Annotated in this window: 9 protein-coding genes; 8 read left to right on the top strand and 1 reads right to left on the bottom strand. The window is 51.6% G+C overall.

The features are described 5' to 3' along the window. The 8 genes from VFS25_RS23020 to VFS25_RS22985 form a co-directional block, all read left to right on the top strand. On the top strand, positions 1-1350 hold a 1350-nt coding region (locus tag VFS25_RS23020), incomplete at its 5' end, for a non-ribosomal peptide synthetase (RefSeq protein ID WP_326464533.1). A 36-nt stretch (positions 1351-1386) separates the two neighbouring features. Continuing rightward, the gene (locus tag VFS25_RS23015) at positions 1387-4818 is read left to right on the top strand and encodes an amino acid adenylation domain-containing protein (RefSeq protein ID WP_326464532.1); all 3432 of its coding nucleotides are present in this window, start codon (positions 1387-1389) and stop codon (positions 4816-4818) included. Between the two features lie 81 nt (positions 4819-4899). After that, positions 4900-9369, top strand: coding sequence for a type I polyketide synthase (locus VFS25_RS23010; protein ID WP_326464531.1), 4470 nt, complete (start codon positions 4900-4902; stop codon positions 9367-9369). Between the two features lie 36 nt (positions 9370-9405). Continuing rightward, on the top strand, positions 9406-14082 hold the full coding sequence (locus VFS25_RS23005; protein WP_326464530.1) for a non-ribosomal peptide synthetase: 4677 nt from the start codon (positions 9406-9408) through the stop codon (positions 14080-14082). A 6-nt stretch (positions 14083-14088) separates the two neighbouring features. Continuing rightward, entirely contained in the window at positions 14089-15744 is a 1656-nt protein-coding gene (locus VFS25_RS23000) for a cyclic peptide export ABC transporter (protein ID WP_326464529.1), read from the top strand. Then, the gene (locus VFS25_RS22995; protein ID WP_326464528.1) at positions 15737-16444 is read left to right on the top strand and encodes a thioesterase II family protein; all 708 of its coding nucleotides are present in this window, start codon (positions 15737-15739) and stop codon (positions 16442-16444) included. Before VFS25_RS23000 ends, VFS25_RS22995 begins: the two co-directional genes overlap by 8 nt. A 65-nt stretch (positions 16445-16509) precedes the next feature. After that, on the top strand, positions 16510-18153 hold the full coding sequence (locus tag VFS25_RS22990; RefSeq protein ID WP_326464527.1) for an MBL fold metallo-hydrolase: 1644 nt from the start codon (positions 16510-16512) through the stop codon (positions 18151-18153). Positions 18154-18168: 15 nt separating this feature from the next. Beyond that, positions 18169-19344, top strand: a complete 1176-nt coding sequence (locus tag VFS25_RS22985; protein ID WP_326464526.1) for a hypothetical protein — start codon at positions 18169-18171, stop codon at positions 19342-19344. A gap of 95 nt (positions 19345-19439) precedes the next feature. On the opposite strand, the gene VFS25_RS22980 is transcribed toward VFS25_RS22985, so the two are convergent. Then, positions 19440-19859 (bottom strand): RtcB family protein (locus VFS25_RS22980; RefSeq protein WP_326464525.1); only part of this gene is annotated, 420 nt, incomplete at its 5' end.

Raw genomic sequence — 19859 nt, 5'->3', positions numbered from 1 at the left:
TCGGGCTCAACGGGCCATCCAAAGGGCGTGCAGATCGAGCATGGCAGCCTGTGGAACTACCTTCACTACTGCTTGCAAACCTATTACCGGGATAGCGGCCATTACCGGGTACCGCTGTTCACGTCCTTATCGTTTGACCTTACGGTGACCAGCATCCTGGGCACACTGGTAAGCGGCGGAGAGCTGGTGGTGTATGGGCAGGACCAGGCCGTGGGAGAAGTGCTCAACGATATATTCCGTTCAGGCAGCGGTATGAACCTGGTGAAGTGCACGCCGGCACACATAGAGCTGCTGCAGGGTGGTACAACAGATGTAAGCCGCATCATCGTAGGCGGTGAAGAGCTGAAGCGCAGCCAGGTGCTGGTGTTACAGGCATTGAATGCAGATATAGAGATCTATAACGAATACGGTCCTACGGAATCAACGGTAGGCTGTATCGTACAGCGGATCGGGCGGGGAGATGTTTTACCGGAGGGCAGCATGCCCATCGGCCGCCCGGTCGGGAACACATATGCCTGTATACTGGATGAAAACCGGCAGCTGGTGCCGGTGGGTGTGAGCGGTGAACTATACATAGGGGGCAGCCAGCTGGCGCGCGGTTACCTGAACCGTGCGGAGCTGACGGCGCAACGCTTTATAGCCGATCCGCTGCATGCAGGCGGCCGGCTGTACCGGACCGGCGATGTTTGCCGTTGGCGGCCGGATGGGGTGATGGAATACCTTGGCCGTGCCGATGACCAGGTGAAGATAAATGGTTACCGGATAGAGCTGGGCGAGATAGAGCATGTGCTGCTGGAAGAAGCAGGTATGGTATCAGCGGTGGTACAGCCGCGTGAGGGAGCAGGTGGGGATAAGTACCTGGTAGGTTACCTGGTGAGCGGGCATGTGGTGGATGTGGAAGCATTACGCCGCAGGCTGCTGGACCGGTTGCCGGAATACATGGTGCCCTGCCATTACGTACAGCTGGATAAGCTGCCGCTTACTACCAACGGCAAAGTGGATAAACGCGCGCTGCCCGCACCGGACATCACTGCTACAGCAACCCCGTACCTGGCTCCCCGCAACGAAGTGGAACAACGCCTGGTGGAAATATGGAAAGAGGTAATGGGAACAGAAAAAGAGATCGGCGTAAGGGACAACTTCTTTGAGCTGGGTGGTCACAGCATCAAAGCCATCAAAATCCTGTTCCGTGTATCAAAGGAATTTGGCGTGGTGATTGGCATTCAGAAGATGTTTGAAGAGCCTACAATAGAAAACCTCGCCAATAAAATACTGAATACCAGCTGGGCGCTCAACAGCCTGCAGGTACAACGCGCAGATAATGTTGAATATGAGGAAACCACTATATAACCTCCGTTTCCTTCTTACCATTAAAACAATACATGTATGTCTACCATCACAAGCATAGATGCTTTTTTAGCCCGGCTGCGTGACCTGGATATTAACGTGCAGCTGAATAGTGAGGGCGGTCTTAGCCTCAAACATCCGAAAGGCGCATTAACCCAGGAGATCACTGCACAAATAAGGGCGCATAAGGAAGAACTGATCGCCTGCCTGCAGCAGATAAAAGACAATGCAGTGGCATGGCAGCAGATACCACGTGCTGAAGCAGCGCCCTCTTATCCGCTGTCATCTGCCCAGCTGCGCCTGTGGATTTTGTACGAGATAAATAAAGATGCAATAGAGTACAACATTCCCCGGGTGCTGGAGCTGAATGGATCGTTTGATGCGGTTGCCTACGAGCACGCGATCAAAGCAGTAGTGGCGCGCCACGAGATATTGAGAACCATCTTCCGGGAAAAAGACGGGCAGGCAAGGCAATGGGTATTACCTGCTGAAGATTTTCCGCTGCGGTTCGTCTATAAAGACCTCCGGAATGAAGCCGCTGCCCGCGATATTGCGGATGAGATGATCCGTAAAGATAAAAGCCGGCCCTTTGACCTGGAAAACGGTCCCCTGTTCAGGGTAATGTTGTTCCGGCTTGAAGAGGAAAAATATCTCTGCTACTATAACATGCATCATATTATCAGCGATGGCTGGTCTATGAACATCCTGATGAAAGAGGTGATGCAGCTGTATGAAGCCTTCCTGCAGAACGCCGATCCGCAGCTGCAGCCCCTGCCCATCCAGTATAAGGATTATGCGGTATGGGAACAGGCCGAGCTGCTCACCGAAGCTTACCGCCGGCACCAGGCTTACTGGCTGGAACAGCTTTCAGGAGAGCTGCCGGTGCTCTCGCTGCCTGCTTATAAAACAAGGCCGCCCATTATGCAGCACGAAGGGCACCAGTTCTCTGTGCTCATAGGCAATGACGATGTTGCAAAGCTAAGCGCGGTATGCCAGCGCCAGCAATGCACGCTGTTCATGGGATTGGTAAGCCTCATGAATACCCTGTTCCACCGCTATACCGGCCAGGAAGATATTATCATCGGCAGCGCAGTGGCAGGGCGCGAGCACGCCGACCTGGCAGACCAGATCGGTTTCTATATCAACATGCTGGCCCTGCGCACCCGTTTCAGCGGGTCCGACAGCTTTACCGCCTTATTGAACAGGGTACGGGAAGTAACGCTTGCCGCATATGCGCATCAGCAATATCCTTTTGACCGCCTGGTGCAGGAAATGGATATACGCCGGGATATGAGCCGCTCCGCCATTTTTGATGTAACCATGGTATTGCAAAACCAGCAGGAAAAAGACAACACCGTACATGCTGCCGGCAGCGAAGGCCAGATCATTGATGAAGGCGAAAGCACTGCTAAATACGACCTGCACATTGTTTTCTCGGAAAGGGCCGAAGGCATTAACATGGCGGTGCAGTACAATGCTACGGTATATGATACGGAAATCATTCACCGCTTCATGAAACATTTCAGCCGCCTGCTGAAGCTGGCCGCAACGGCGCCCGATACGCCGCTGAATAAGCTGGAGTACATGACAGCGGAAGAACAGCATCAGCTGCTGCATGTATTTAATGATACGGCTAATGATTTTCCACGCAATAAAACCATCATCGACCTGTTTGCCGCGCAGGTGGCCGCTAATCCCGGCGCAGTGGCGCTCATATCTGACGGGCAGTCACTCACCTACCGCGAGCTGGATGAAAAGAGTAACCAGCTGGCCCGCTATCTCTTAAAAAAAGGAGTAAGCCATGAAACGCTGGTGCCCGTTTGCCTGGACCGTTCCGCTGAAATGATCATCAGCATACTGGGCATCCTGAAGGCCGGCGGTGCTTTTGTGCCCGTAGATCCTTCATATCCTGTTGAAAGGATTAATTATATGCTGTCCGATATTGATGCGCAGGTGATCATCTCCCATACTTTCTACAGGGACCTGCTTGACGACTATCCCCGGGCGTTCAAGCTGTTTGTAGACAGGGATTGGATTGCGGTGGAAATGGAGCCCGAACAGGCCCCTGATGCAGCGCTGCAGCCCGGCCAGCTTGCCTATGTTATTTATACCTCCGGTTCTACCGGCAAGCCTAAAGGCGTGCTCATAGAACATAAAGGGGTTGTTAACCTTGCCCTGAGCCAGGCAGCAGAGCTGCGGCTGGAAAAAGGCATGGGCACCCTCCAGTTTGCGCCTTTCAGTTTCGACGCTTCCTGCTACGAGATATTCAATACCCTGCTAAGCGGCGGTTACCTGGTATTGCCTTCGAGGGAAGATATTATGTCGGTAGATGCACTGGCTGCGCTCATTAGCGCGCACAATATATCCGTAGCCGTTTTGCCGCCTTCTTTTCAGCTGGCTATAAAAGACATCATCGGCCGGTTTAAAACAGTGGTTTCCGCAGGGGAGCCGCTGAACCTGGAAATGGCCGGCATTCTTGCGGCACAGGGCGTGCACCTGGTTAACGCATACGGGCCTACGGAATCTACCGTATGCGCCAGCCTGTCGCACCACCCGGTGCTGGAAGGCAATAGAACAACTATCGGCGGCCCGTTGGCCAATACCTCGCTGTATGTGCTGGATGCAGCCGGCGGCCTGGTGCCGGTAGGCATAACCGGTGAGCTGTATATCGGGGGCGTTCAGTTGGCGCGCGGTTACCTGAAGCGGGAAGACCTGACAGCTGCGCGTTTCATTAAACACCCTTATGTGCAGGGCGAACGGCTGTACCGCACCGGCGACCTGGCCCGCTGGCTGCCCGACGGCAATATTGAGTATATGGGCCGGGCCGATGACCAGGTGAAGATACGCGGGCACCGTATTGAGCTGGGTGAAATAGAGCATGCCCTGCTGGAGATGGAAGCGGTGGAATCCGCAGCTGTACGCATTTGGAAGGCCGATGATGGCGGTGATTATATTGCGGCATACATCGTAACCGGCAGCACAACAGGCATTGCCGCGCTGAAGCAGCAGCTCAGGAACAGGATCCCGGAATACATGATGCCTTCCTACATCATAAAGCTCGAAGAGATGCCGCTGACGGTAAACGGTAAAATAGACCGCAAAGCGCTTCCCTCCCCGGTGGGAATAAGGTTGAATGAAGAGGCGGAATATGTTGCCCCGGAAAATAACGTGCAGGAGAAGCTGGTGGAGATAATAGCATCGGTATTAGGAAAGCAGCCGGGGGATATTGGCATAGCAGACAATTTCTTTGACATTGGCGCCAATTCCCTGTCACTGATAAAAATAAATTCCCTGATCAATAAATCATTCAATGCCGGCTTAAAAGTAAGCGCCCTGTTTGAATATACCAATGTGCGGGACCTTGCCGAAAATTATTTTGGCGACAACCTTTCCTGTACATCCATGCTGCAGGAAAATACCCTGGAGAACGCTGAGGTTCTGAACGATGCCATTGAGCTTTTTGAAGAGTAATACCCCGCCATTAACCCCACCCCCGCATTAAGGTAATTGTTAATCGTCTTTAAAAATTATTGTCCATAAAACATTAAAAATATGAGCAAGAAAGATATTGCTATCATCGGCATGTCCGGTAGGTTCTCTGGTTCACGGAACATCAGGGAGTTTTGGAAGAATATACGCGCAGGCAAAGAGCTGGTGCACTTTTATTCAGAAGAAGAGCTGTTGGACAAAGGCATGGACAGCGCCCTGCTGAAAGATGATACTTACATTAAGATCGGTTCCCGCATAGACAGCAAAAATTCATTCGACGCCGCTTTCTTCGGGTATACGAAAGAAGAAGCCGGCCTCATGGACCCGCAGATAAGACTGTTTCATGAGCATACCTGGAAAGCGCTGGACGATGCCGGCTACAATCCGTATGATTATAAAGATAAGATCGGGCTGTTTGCCGGCGCCAGCGAAAATACCAACTGGATGGCCTACAGCCTGCTGGAAAGAATGAAGGCGGATGTAGACCCCTTCTTTGCCAACATCATTGCCAACAAAAGCTTTATCAGCACGCTGGTAGCGTATAAGCTGAACCTGAGAGGCCCCGCCTGTTATGTGGACACGGCCTGCTCTACCTCGCTGGTAGCGGTGCATATGGCCTGCAGAAGCCTGCTGATGCGGGAATGCAGCATGGCCCTTGCCGGCGCCGTAAGCATTAAAACAAACAATACAATCGGTTATAAATACCAGGAGGGTATGATCAACTCCAGGGATGGCCATTGCCGCACCTTTGACGAGAAAGCCTCCGGTACCACGGCAGGAGAAGGTATTGGTATTGTAGTATTAAAACGCCTGGAAGATGCTGTTAATGACAAAGACCACATCTACGCTGTTATTAAAGCCACGGCCGTAAATAACGACGGTAACCGCAAAGTAGGCTATACAGCGCCCAGCACTGTTGGACAGGCTGAATGTATTATGATGGCCCATAAGTTTGCCGGCATTGCCCCGGAGCAGGTATCTTACCTGGAAGCGCACGGCACAGCCACCCGGCTGGGCGACCCCGTGGAAGTAGCCGCATTGAACTACGCATTTGGAAAAAATAAGGATAAACATTGCGCCATCGGATCGGTGAAGTCGAATTTAGGTCACCTGGACAGCGCTGCAGGCCTGGCAGGACTGATCAAGACCGCGCTGGCCATGAAGTTCAGGGAGATCCCTCCCAGCCTTCACTTCAATAAGCCCAACCCCGAGATCGATTTTGCCGACGGCCCCTTTTATGTAAACACCGCATTGCGCAAGTGGGAGCGTAAGGATAATGAGCCGTTGCGCGCCGGCGTCAGCTCTTTCGGCATAGGCGGCACCAACTCGCACCTGGTGCTGGAAGAAGCGCCCCCGGTGCAGGAACCGGCTCCTGCCGGCCGCAGGTATAACCTGCTCACGTTATCGGCAAAAACAAGAACATCGCTGAGTGACTATATAGAAGAGGTAAAGGCTTACCTCTCCGACACCAATAACAGCATTAACAATATCGCCCATACGCTGCAGAAAAGGAGAAAGCACTATAAGTACCGCCACTTCCTGGTGCATGAGCAAAACGGCGCTGAAAGCCGTTGCCATGATGGGAAAAGCGGTGAGCTGGAAACCGCAGCCCCTCCTGCCGTTGTTTTCATGTTTTCCGGGCAGGGAAGCCAGTACGTGAATATGGGAAAAGACCTGTACCAGGCCGAACCCGCATTCAGGGCATTGCTTGATGACGGGCTGCAAAAGCTGGAAGCCTTAACAGGCGAAGATTACCGCAGCATCCTGTTTAATGATGCAGCAGCATCGCAGGACAATAAGATAAACAATACCGCCTATGCGCAGCCGCTGCTGTTCATTTTTGAATATGCGCTGGCCAAGCTGCTGATGGGTTGGGGTATAAAGCCCGACTGTATGGTAGGCCATAGCATCGGCGAGCTGGTGGCCGCCTGTATAAGCGAAGTATTTACATTCGATGATGGCCTTCGTATTGTGCTGGAACGTGCACGGCTCATGAGCAGCGTGGAAAGCGGGGCCATGCTGGCGCTGCCCATGGCGCAGGAAGAAGTAAGGCCCCTGCTGGGCGGCAATATTAACATTGCAGCTGTTAATGCACCGGCATACTGCGTAGTGTCCGGCACCCATGAGGAGATCGGGGCTTTATCATCCGGCCTGGAAGCAAAGGGTGTAGCTTTCACAAAGCTGAAAACCTCCCATGCTTTCCACTCCGCTATGATGGACCCGATAAGGGAAGATTTTAAGAAGATGGTTGCAGGCGTTTCACTGTCTATGCCCAAAATTCCCTTTTACTCCAATATTTCAGGTAAGCTAATCGGCAGCGAGGCGCTGTCGGCCCAATACTGGTCCGACCATATCCGTGCTACGGTTCTTTTTTCAAATGCTGTTTCAGAGCTGGCGCAAAAGGGCAAAACCGTGTTCGTGGAAATAGGCCCCGGTACTGCTTTAAAGAGTTTTTGCCAGCAGGTGGATAAGGCGTTTAAAGGAAAAAACCTGGCCATCAACACCATCCGGCATCCGAAAGAAGCCTTCCATGACCAGGAGCTGCTTACAGACAGGCTGGGCATGTTATGGCTGCAGGGCGTTGCCATTAACTGGGATGCAGTGTACGGGCCCGAAGAAAGAAGGATTGTTCCGGTACCTGCCTACGCCTTCGACAAATCTTTCTTTACAACCGATATTAATGCCTTTCAGCTCATACACCAGGAGCTGGGTGCCACCACCACAGCAGGCGGAAAGAAAGATTTGTCAGAATGGTTTTACCTGCCAACCTGGGAGCGGTCTTTCCGGCCTGCCGGCGCTGCTGCCTGGGAAGGGAAAAATTATCTCTTCTTCTCCGATAACAGCGCCGCATGTTCAGCGCTCATCAACCGGCTTATAGCAACAGGCAACCGGGTGGTGGTTGTTAATAAGGGCAGGCAGTTTGAAGCGCAGCCCGGTAATACAATCACGATAAACGAAGAAAACGAGCGCGATATAATAAGCCTGCGGGAATGGATGAAAGCACAGGATTTTGAGTTTGACCAGGTTGTTTATATGTGGAGCTGCATTAGCCAGTCTGCAAACGAGCAGCTGGACGCGCATTTCCGGTTCCTGCTTCGTCTTCACAGCAACCTGCAGTTCCAGGATATAAAAACACCCCGGAAGCTGGTGCTTGTAACCAGCGGTTTGCAGCAGGTGCTGGGAACAGAGCCCCAGAACAACCTGGGCGCTGCACTGGCGCTGGGATATTGCAAGGTGCTGTCGCAGGAAGCGCCTTCCTTCTTTAGCTGCTGTATTGATATAGCGGCTGATGATGACCCGCAGCAGGTAGCGCAGCAGCTTTATCATGAAACCAGGCACAATGAAACAGACCGGGTGCTGGCCTTCAGGAACGGGCTGCGCTGGACCGGCAAGTTCACCCCGCATTCCATAGCAGCTGCCCCCGGCAATACCATCCGAAAAAAAGGCACTTACCTTATCACCGGCGGCCTTGGTCAGCTGGGTGTTTGTTTGGCGGAGCATCTGCTATCTGTTTACGAAGCAAATGTTATACTCCTGGGCCGCACACAGCTCACCGCCGGCAGCGGCGATAAATTGAAAACCCTGAACAGGTTAAAGGAATTGCCGGGTACAGTGGAGTACCATGCTGCAGACATCAGTAATGATGAGAGTTTGGCAGCGTGCAGGGAGCAGGTGTTGGCGCAGTTCGGCGCCATACACGGCATCGTACACCTCGCAGGGTTTACAGACCCCCGGAGCAATAAGCCGATTGAATATATCCGCCAGCCGGAAATGGATCATCATTTCAACCCCAAGATAAAAGGCCTGCTGAACATCGTTCGCACGTTTGAGAACGACCGCCCCGACTTTTACTGGCTTTCATCCAGTATCTCTACCGTGCTTGGCGGCCTCACCTTTGCCGCTTATGCAGCGGCCAACAGCTTCATGGACTTTTTTGCGCAGCAGCTCTCCGCAAAAGGCACCAACATCATCAGCGTAAACCTCGACGGCCTTTCCCTGAAGCAGGAAGGCGCCGGCGCCAGTGTTATTAACCGGCCGGAAATGCCGGAAGTATTTGAACGGTCGCTGCAACTGCCGGGCGCCGCCCAGGTGGTGGTTTCTGTATCTGACCTGCAGGAGCGTATTAACAGGTATGTAAACACGCCTGCCGCGCAGCCCGAAAAGAAAGAACCGGGAGCACCGGTGCAGGCCACGCTGGACAGGCCCGAGCTGTCAACTGCTTACAAAGCGCCTGAAACAGAGATCGAGAAAAAGCTGGCCGCGTTATGGACCGAGTTTTTCGGGTTTGAGAAAATAGGCGTGCTGGATAACTTCTTTGACCTGGGAGGAGATTCCCTCAAAGCCATGACGCTGGCTAAAAAGATACACCGCGAATTCAACGTGGAAATATCCATCGAGATATTCTTCAAAACACCCAATATCAAATCATTTGCCGAAGAAATAGAGATCATGAACAGCATCCGCTCCATCAAAGAGGTTAGCAGCCACGAAGGAAAAACCGAACGGAAAGAAAAGAAGGAAATGATCATCTGACGGAAAATAAAAGCCATCACTACTTAATGCAATCACATGAAAGACTTCATACAGGCACTGGCAGAGAAGAATATCCGCTTATCGCTCGTGGAGAACGATCTGAAGCTGATTTATGACAGCGATGAGGATATATCGCCCGATATTATCAGCCGCGTAAAAGAGAATAAGCCGGCGTTGCTGCATTACCTGAAAAAGCACGACACCCGGCAGGAATATAAACGGATTGAAAAGGCCGCCCCTGCCCCCGACTACCCGGTATCAAACGGCCAGCGGAGATTGTGGCTGGCCTCCCAGCAAAAAGAAGCCTCACGGGCCTATAACCTGGCAGGGCACCGCTACCTCAACGGCCAGTTCAGCAAGGAGGTATTTGAGAAGGCGATAGCACGCCTGGTAAGCCGCCATGAAATACTGAGAACAGTATTCCGCCTTAATGAGAAAGGCGAAATAAGGCAGGTAGTGCTGCCCCTGAGCGCAGGTTTTTGCGAAGTGGCCTACCACGATTTTGAAGGCGCCGCGCCGGACGAAGTAAAGGCCTTCCTGTTAGCCGAAGCCGGAAAAATATTTGATCTGTCACAAGGGCCCTTGTTCAGCACTGCTTTGATCAGGCTGGGACCAGACCGTTACGTGTTCAGCTTTAACATCCACCATATCATCAGCGATGGCTGGTCTATGGAAATACTGGGCCGGGAGGTGCTGGAAAACTACCGGGCCTATAGCACCGGCGTTGTGGAGGATGTACCTGCCCCCGCCATCCAGTATAAGGATTACGCGGTGTGGCAGCAGCAGGAGCTGCTCACAGACCGCTTTCAGCAACACCGCCAATACTGGCTGGAACAATTGTCCGGCGAGCTTCCGGTACTGTCCATCCCCTCAGATATGACCCGGCCTCCGGTGCTTACCTATGGCGGCCGCGAGCTGTCTGCCGTTATCAGCTATGACCATATAGCCGCGCTGGGGCAGTTATGCGCGCAGCAGCAGGGAACCTTGTTTATGGGTTTGCTGGCCGTATTGAATACGCTGTTTTACCGGTACACCGGCCAGGAAGATATTATCATTGGCAGCCCGGTAGCAGGCAGGGATCATGCCGACCTGGATGACCAGATAGGATTTTATGTGAATACCCTTGCCCTGCGCACCCGGCTGAAGGGAACAGAAAGTTTTTCGGAATTGCTTGACCGGGTAAGAAACACTACGTTATCGGCATACGACCACCAGGTATACCCTATTGACCGGCTGATTGATGAAATGGGCCTGCAGCGCGACCCAAGCCGCTCGCCTTTATACGACGTAACCATGGTGCTGCAAAACCAGCGCGAAAAGGGGCATGGATGGGATGTTTCAGGCATAGCCGAAAATGAGGTGATAGACAGGGGCGCCTGCATGGCGAAATTTGACCTGCTGGTATCTTTTGTGGAAAGAGCAGATGCCCTTCAGATTATTGTGCAATACAATGAAGCCATCTACGATAAAGAAACCGTAAAGCGGCTGATCAATCATTTCAAACAGCTGCTGGAACAAGTGATAGCGCACCCTCAACGGCCCATTCAGCAGCTTGACTATATGCTGCCGGCAGAACGCATACAGCTGCTAGGTGCCTTTAACAGCACGCAAACCGTTTATCCGGAAGGGAAAACCTTCCTGGATATGTTCCGGGAGCAGGTAACAGCTCAGCCAAACCATACTGCGCTCACCTTTAACGGCGAGCCGCTCACTTACAACGAGCTGGATGAAAAGAGTAACCAGCTGGCGCATTATCTCATAAAGAAAGGCGTAGCCCCCGAAACGCTGGTGCCCATTTGCCTGGAGCGCTCTGCTGAAATGATCATTAGCATTATGGGCATCCTGAAAGCCGGTGCCGCCTATGTGCCGGTAGATCCCGGCTACCCGGCAGAGCGGATTGCCTACATGCTGTCTGATACCCATCCGCCGCTGATTATTTCGCATACCGATTTTAAAGAGCTGTTTGAAGACCAGCGGGGCATGCTTAAGCTGCTGGTAGACCGTGACTGGATGGCCGTTGAAATGGAGCCCGCGGAATTGCCGCAGCTTTCTGTAAGCACCGGCAACCTGGCTTATGTGATCTATACATCCGGGTCTACCGGCAAGCCTAAAGGGGTGATGATAGAACATGGCAGCTTGTTCAACTACCTTTCCTACTGCCATGATAAATACCTGTGGAACCGCAGCCGGCAGTATAAGGCAGCCCTGTTCACATCCCTTTCATTCGATCTAACGGTAACGAGCATACTGGGTGTTCTTTCTGCAGGCGGAGAATTGGTGATCTATCCGCAGGATATGCCGGTGCAGGACATTATGCAGGATGTTTTCTGGGGACCTTCGCAGATCAACTTCCTGAAATGCACGCCTGCGCACATAGAGCTGCTGCATGGCCTTTGCGGGGAAAGATCGGCTGTAGGGCAGATTATTGTAGGCGGCGAAGAGCTGAAACACCACCAGGTTGCGCTGTTAAGATCAGCCAACAGCGATATAATTATCTATAACGAGTACGGCCCCACGGAAGCTACTGTAGGATGCGTGGTGGAAACGCTGGAGGGCAGCACGCCGCTGCCGGAGAACCGGTCTGTCCTCATCGGGAAGCCCGCCGCCAATACACAGATATACATCCTGGATGCGGCTAAACAGCCCGTTGCAACCGGCGTGCCGGGAGAGCTGTATATAGGCGGCGCACAGCTGGCGCGCGGTTACCTGGATAACCCGCAGCTGACAGCGGAACGGTTTATACCCCACCCCTTCAGGGAAGGGGCGCGGATTTACCGCACCGGCGACCTGGCGCGCTGGCTGCCCGATGGCAATATCGCTTACCTGGGCAGGATAGACGACCAGGTGAAGATCAGGGGCTTCCGCGTGGAGCTGGGCGAGATAGAACAGGCGATCATAACAGCCGACGGCATCTCTTCAGCCGTGGTGGTGCTCAGGGAGGATGAAAGGGGCCAGCGTAACCTGGCCGCCTACTTCGTAAGCGAAGAGCAGGTGAACCCGGATGTATTAAGACAGCAGCTGCTGGAAAAATTGCCCGAGTACATGGTGCCTGCCTGGCTCATTCAGCTGGATGAGCTGCCGCTTACACCCAACGGAAAGGTGAACAGGAAAGCCCTGCCCAATCCCGGCCACACCAGCGCAGCTACCGCCTATGTTGCACCAAAAAACGAAATAGAGGCCTGCCTTGCGCAGGTATGGGAGCAGGTTTTTGAGCTGGATTACCCGGTGGGTGCAAAGCACAGCTTTTTTGAGCTGGGCGGCAGCAGCCTCACGGCCATTTTAGTGATCAATAAGCTGGAGCGTGCAGGCTATTCCGTTAGCATAGATAACCTGCTGAAATACCACGTGCTGGAAGACCTGGCCAGGGCCGTAACAGCTGCAAGGCCCCCTGCTGCTGAACAGGAGCAGGAGGAGCACAACGCCGCTGCGGACAACCTTTTCGGCCTGTCATATAACCAGCAGCTGTATGTTCACGGGGATAATATCGCGCATGCCTACGGGTATTTCTCCCTTCAGCTGCCGGCCTTCAATAAGGCGGCTTTTACCGCTGCTTTTCAAAAACTGCTGGCCGGCCACGAGGTGCTGCGAACAAAGTTCCACCGGAAAAACGGGGCGTTCCTGCAGGAAATATTACCGGCAACGCATACTGCCAACCGTATTCATTTTATAGAAAGGGACATACTGGATGCAAACAGCCCACAGGTGCAGGACACCCTGGAACGCCTTTTCAGTGAGCCTTTTGACCTGTACGGCGGAGAGGTGATGAAATGCGCGGTTATGCATAATAACAATGAGGCGCAGGCCCTGTTCATTATTCATCATATTGTAACGGACTATGTTTCCAACCAGCAGCTGAAAGAGATCTTCCTGCAGTATTATAACAATGATGAAACCAATGACCACCGGCCGGCGTACCGCGATTTTATCCGTGCGCAGGAGGCCTTTTATCATTCGGAACAGGGTAAAGAAAAAGCAGCCTTCTGGGAAGCCTGCTTAAAGGAAATAGATGTGCATTCATTACCGGTGTACAGCGAATTTTCGCAGCTGAACGATGTAACGGTTGTTACCAGCAGCATTACAATTGACAAAAAGCGGCTAACGGCATGGCGGTCATATTGCAGGCATATGCACATTTTCCCGAGCACATTGGCCTTGGGCATATTCCGGTATGCGGCCTTTAAGGAGTTCCCCGAATGCCAGTCGTTCATCATCAATGTAATCGCCAATGGGCGCGACCTGCGCCTGCCGGGGTTTGCGGCCGGCAAGGCCATCGGCCAGTTTACCAATGCCTTGCCGGTGCTCATGGAACGGCGCTTTGCATCGCCCGACAACGTGCTGAGGGGCATACAGCAAACCTACCTGCAGGCCCGCCTTCACCAGGAAATACACTTTGGCTGTATCTGTGAAATGATCAGGCGTAAATACGGCTGGTCTGTTACAGATGCTACGGCGTATAACATCAGCTACCTGGATCATACCGGCGAACAGCTGAAGGAGCGGCCGGCCGAAAGCAGCCGGGCCCGGGAAACTGCCTGGAACAAAGAGAAAGGCGGCCTGGCCATTAAATGTTATGAGTATGCCAACGCCATTGTGCTGGAATGGGAAAACCTGTGCCACCGCGACAATGCGCATGCCCGCATCTCGGAAGGGTATTACATCAGGCAGATGAAGGACATTATCGAAAGTATCATTAATCATCACAATGTTAAATAAGATTGTATGAATATTATAAAAGGTCATTGGGGCAAGTACACCTACTTTGCCGGGTTAAGCATTGTTGCAGCGCTGGGAAATATGGGTGTTGTGTACCTCATTAACAGGATCATCAACGATTTCTTTACAAAGGCCATCATCCTGCCAACCGTGTACCTGTTGTATTTCGTGGCATCGCTTGCCGTGTTTGTGGTATCAAGGTGGCTGGTGTCAATAGGCATTATCAGGTTCACCCAGGGATTGCTGCAAAGAACCAGGAGAGAGGTGCTGCTGATGATCCTTCGGTCGTCGTTCACTTCTCTTACCCGCAATAAAAGCCGTATTTATACCGCCCTTACAAGAGATACGGACAATATCGTAAATGCATCTATTAACCTGGTGGATATACTCACCAACGTAGTGATTGTAGGCATTTGCTTTATTTATATGGCCACGCTCTCCTGGAAGCTGCTGTTATGTATGCTGGGCCTGATCATGTTTACGCTGGCCATTTACTTCTTCAGCGTAAAAAGGGCCGAAGAGCTTTTTAAGCAGGCATTGGGGCATAACGACACCTTTGTGAAGTACCTGAACGAGATACTCAGGGGGTTCAAGGAGATCACCATGGAGCCGGCCAAGGGCGCTGAAATAGCAGGCACACATATAGAGAACGCTATCAGCGGCGCCTCTACGCTGAACCAGAAAGCGCAGATCAATTTTTTGAACAACCGCATCATCGGGCAAATCGCATTCTATGTGTTCATAGGCCTGGTAATGCTGTTCCTGGGCAATATGTTTGGGATCAGTAAAGGGGTGCTGGTGAATTTCATTTTCCTGGTGCTGTACATCTGGAGCCCCATTGAAACAGTAGTATTGCTCATTCCTAACCTCTCGCAGGCCAGCACTTCCCTGAAAAGGCTTACGGAGCTTGAAGACCAGATGACCGGAACCTTGCCGGAAGAAGCACCGCCCATACAGGCAATACCCCGCTTTGAACGGCTGAACATGACCAACATTTGCTATGAGTACCGCCCCGAAGAAAACAACGACGAGCCAGGCTTTGGTATTGGGCCGGTAAGCTTTAACATCGAAAAGGGAGAAGTGGTATTCATCTGCGGAGGAAATGGAAGCGGAAAAACAACATTCATCAATATACTCACTGGCATTCTGCCGCACGATACAGGAGATATCCTGATCAACAACCGCCCGGCGTTGTCTACCCGTACAACAAGCTATCGCTCCCTGTTTGCCCCTGTTTTCAGCGATTTCCACTTGTTTGACCAGTTCTATGGAGTACAGGATGTAGACAGTAAGAAGGTTACAACATATCTGCAGCTGTTTGAGATCGACAACAAAGTAAAGGTAGAAGACGGAAAGTTCTCCACGATCAACCTTTCTACCGGCCAGCGGAAAAGGCTGGCGCTCATTTGCGCCATGATAGAACGCAAGCCCGTTCTTATCCTGGACGAATTTGCAGCCGACCAGGACCCGCATTTTAAACGGAAATTCTATACGAAGATCATTCCCTTCCTGAAGGACGAAGGATTTACGCTGGTAGCCATTACACATGATGATAACTATTATCAGTGTTCAGACAGGCTGTATAAAATGGACACCGGCCGTATCTACGACATCAGTGAAGAAAAGTATTCACCCAGTTGGAATAATATAAGTTATGAATAAGCCCAAACTTTTTCTATTGCATTTTGCCGGCGGAAGCGTTTACTCCTTCCAGTTCCTGAAATCTTACCTCCCCGAGTTTGAATTCATTCCCCTGGAGCTCCCGGGCAGGGGAAAACGGGTGAAAGAGAAGATCATAAAAGACTTTGAGCTGGCAGCGGAAGACATTTATCACCAGATAGTAGCGCACACCGGCGTGAAAGACTTCCTCATTTACGGGCATAGCATGGGAGCCGCTATCGCCCTGAAAGTAGCCAACCTGCTTGAAAAAGCAGAGAAGTTCCCGAGCTGCATTATCGTAAGCGGCAGCCCCGGCCCCGGGGTGCGGGATAATAAGAAACGCTACCTGCTGGAAAAGGGAGATTTTAAGGAAGAGCTGAAGAGGATTGGCGGCATGCCGGAAGAGGTTTTGTCGAATGATGAGCTGTTCAGCTATTTCGAGCCCCTGCTGAAAGCAGATTTTGAGGTGGTGGAAAAGTCCGATCTGCTGCCTTTTTATGCGCCTGTTGAAACGCCCATCTATGCCATTATGGGCAGCGAGGAGGAGAATGTTGTTAATATCGGCAACTGGAAAAGGTTTACCTCCGCGCACTTCGTTGCTGAAGTGCTGAACGGCGATCACTTTTTTATTAACAACCACGCCGAAAGGATTGCGGAGATCATAAAGAGCTGCTATCGCCGCTATTACCCCGTTATCCAATAACCCGATTTTTCACTACCGTATAACTATTCATTTACCGGAAATAAAATTCCTCAAATTAAAAGTATATGAACAAGCAACTGATGTATCTGAAACCGAACGTTGTAATTGAGCCTTTAGTTGACTCCTGGTATGCATGGCCTCATCTTATCTCTCCCGGAACAGCAGCCATGAACATCACAAAAAGACACATGGACATTATGGAGTCTTATATTTTCAATCCCGAAGCCCACGCAGCAGCCGTACAGAACCCGAAAATGCTGGGCGGCCCCTTTATGGACTTCGGCGGCGGCAGGGTAGATGAAGTGAAGGCTTTAATGGATCAAACCTGCAAAGACCGCGCGCATATGTTTGAGCTGGCAAAGGCTATCAGGGAATTGAACAATATGCTGCAGGCCAGCGGTAAAGGCAGCTCGCTGGAACCATTGTACGAGCAGGTGCCCGACATCCTGAAAGGCCTGGTAGAGCTGAATTACGATTTGCAGAATAATCCCTCTTTCAGGTTCTTTGAGTCGTTATTATATAAAAGCGAGTATTATAACCCGGAGTCGCAAAGCATAGCGCTGTGGATAACAGATAACGACCACCGGCCGTTTTGCCTCAGTACCCCCAGGCTGGAGGAGCCGCATATCGTAAGGCTGAATATTCCCTTTAATCACAAGGGCATCGACGAGCTGGCCAAAATGAGAAGGCAGCCTCAGACCGTTGAGTATATCAGCGCGCTGCTGGGCATTACCCCCGAGCAACAGCCGCTGTTCAATACGTTCTTTACGGAAGAAACGCCGGTTCCCTATAAGAAGTACACCGGCGACAAAATAAGGATGCGCTATTTCGGGCACGCCTGCATTTTAGTGGAAACGAAAGACGTTAGCATCCTGATGGATCCGCTCATCAGCTATTACGGTTATCACTCTGATGTAGAGCACTTTTCCGATGTGGATTTGCCCGATACTATAGATTACGCCATCATTACGCACAACCACCAGGATCATGTGCTGTTTGAAACCCTGCTGCCGTTGCGGCATAAGATTAAGAACCTTATTGTACCGCGTACCCGCGGCGGACGCCTGGAAGATCCCGAGCTGAAGCTGATGTTCAATTACCTGGGGTTTGAGAATGTAGTGGAGTTGGACGAGCTGGAAACGATCCGGTTTGCAGATACTACCATTACAGGATTGCCGTTTACCGGCGAGCACTGTGATCTGAATATACAGTCCAAGCTATGCTATCACGTACAGGTAGACAAGTTCAGCCTGTTATTTATGGCAGACTCCCGGATTATGGAGCCGATGCTTTACAAGCGTGTGCACGACGTTATAGGAAATGTTGATGTGATTTTCCTGGGAATGGAGTGCGACGGCGCCCCGCTCACCTGGCTGTATGGCCCGCTGATGGCAAAGAAAATATCAAGGGAACAGGATAACAGCCGCCGCCTGGCCGGGTCTGATTGCAAAAAAGGCATGTCGCTGGTAGATATTTTCGATCCGCAGGAAATATATGTTTATGCCATGGGACAGGAACCCTGGCTGGAGTTTATCAGCAGTTTGAAATACACGGATGAATCCAATCCTATTGTTCAATCGAACCGGCTGATAGATGAATGCACGGCGCGTGAAATCGTGGCCGAGCGCCTCTTCGGGGAAAAAGAAATCCTGTACCAGCGCGAAGGATTTACAAAGAAAACAGCGCTTGCACAGGAACAATTTGCTTAACACAAATTATCTGGTATGAAAGAATTATTGCAAAAGCTAAAAGAAAACACTTTATCCATGAAAAGAGATAAAGTGAAGCATGTACTGGTGGTGATAATGGTGGAGGGTTACCCTATCGGCGACAGCGTACTGGTGTTCTCCGGCCTCCGCGCAATAAGCAAATACTTCAACGGGCAACAGTTCGACCTGCTCACCACCAAAGAGCACTACACGTATTTGCAAAACTCCCCCCTGGTAAAGAATTATTATTTCGATATGGAAGGAGTGGATTTTCCCGCTTATGACCTTATTGTTAATTTCTCTACCAAGGATATTTACCTGGCGGAGTTCTTAAACGGGAAATACCGGGAAGGCATTCTGAACGGAAGCCACACATTTGGCGTGCATAGCCTGTTTTTGAAGAAAGGCTTTGAACATAATGTGCTCTTCGAGTTCTTTTCCGACTTTGAAAGATATATTATGAGCGAATACCAGCTGGAAAGGGAGTTCTGGGGCCATGAGCTGCATATGTCTGCCGCAGACCGTGAATGGGGGAACGAATGGTTCCGCAGCCAGGGCGTGAAAGAAAATGAAAAGGTGATTGTAGTGCTGGATGGCACCAGCGGCCGGAGTAAGCTGCTGCCCATGAATGTTTACTTTGATGTGCTGCGGTTCTTCATGACCTTCGAGAATACCCGCATACTCATATTCGACCCCGACAATCTCGACAAGCGCTCGTTTTACCAGCAGATGCTGGAAAACGAGCAGCTGGACCAGTTCATTTTTGTGAAACGGCATGGGCTTAGAAAAGACTTCTGCCTGCTGGCCAGCGACTTTGTGCATATGGTATTTGGCCCCTGCACGGGGCTGCTCCATTGTGCGGAAGGTATTTATAATACAATGGACCAGAAAGGAGTGCTGTCCCGTGAGTGGCCGATGCTCATTGCCTATATGGGCCCTACCACCTCTCCTGACGATCCGGATAAGTGGTACTGGTGGGGAGATACACATGTAGAGTGCCTGTATACCGAAATGGACCTCCGCGAACCTGACCGGCGTGTAGTGAAAAGGCTTGCCGGCCCCGGCCACTTTGGCTTGCCCTGCCAGGAGTTCAAGGCAGGTGCCCTCATCCGGTACTTAACGCGGAACCACGGGGAGCGGCTGCGGGAGTGGGGCATGCTGCCGGCAGCGCCGGCAGCAGTTGCTTTGTAAACTTATGCCTGCTGCATCACCGGATCAGTGATTTTTGTGGCAGCCAGGTGAATAAAAAAATAATGGAGCCTTTAAGGCTCCATTATTTTTTTATTTCAGATCTCGGTGTATTTCACTGTTACTACCGGCCTGGTGTGCGTTACCTTTTTCAAATGCGGCTGATGCTTAAATATATCTGTATCGTTTTTGTAAGCAAAATCAAGCTCCTGTATATAACCTTGCGGAAATTCGCCGCTGCGGTTCAGCAGTTCCGCAAACCGTGTTTTATAAGCCTTTCGCTCTTTCTCTTTCAGCACCGTTCTCCAGTATTTCATGGCATCAAACCGGGATAGCCTGCGTCCTGCACCATGTGCACAGGAATTAAGCGCCGGCAAAGCCAGCGATTGGGATACTGCCTGCACCAGCAGGCTTCCGCGCGACATAGAAAGCGGTATAACCACTGTTTTTCCCGTAGCCAGTTCAGTGCTGCCTTTCCGGTGTATCACTCCCCGGTCAGTAAACCGCAGGTGGTTGTG

The organism is Chitinophaga sp., from assembly GCF_035761305.1.
In the GTDB taxonomy this organism is placed as follows: domain Bacteria; phylum Bacteroidota; class Bacteroidia; order Chitinophagales; family Chitinophagaceae; genus Chitinophaga.
The sequence above is the reverse complement of the archived record's forward strand: the minus strand, read 5'-3'. Positions and strand labels throughout refer to the sequence as shown.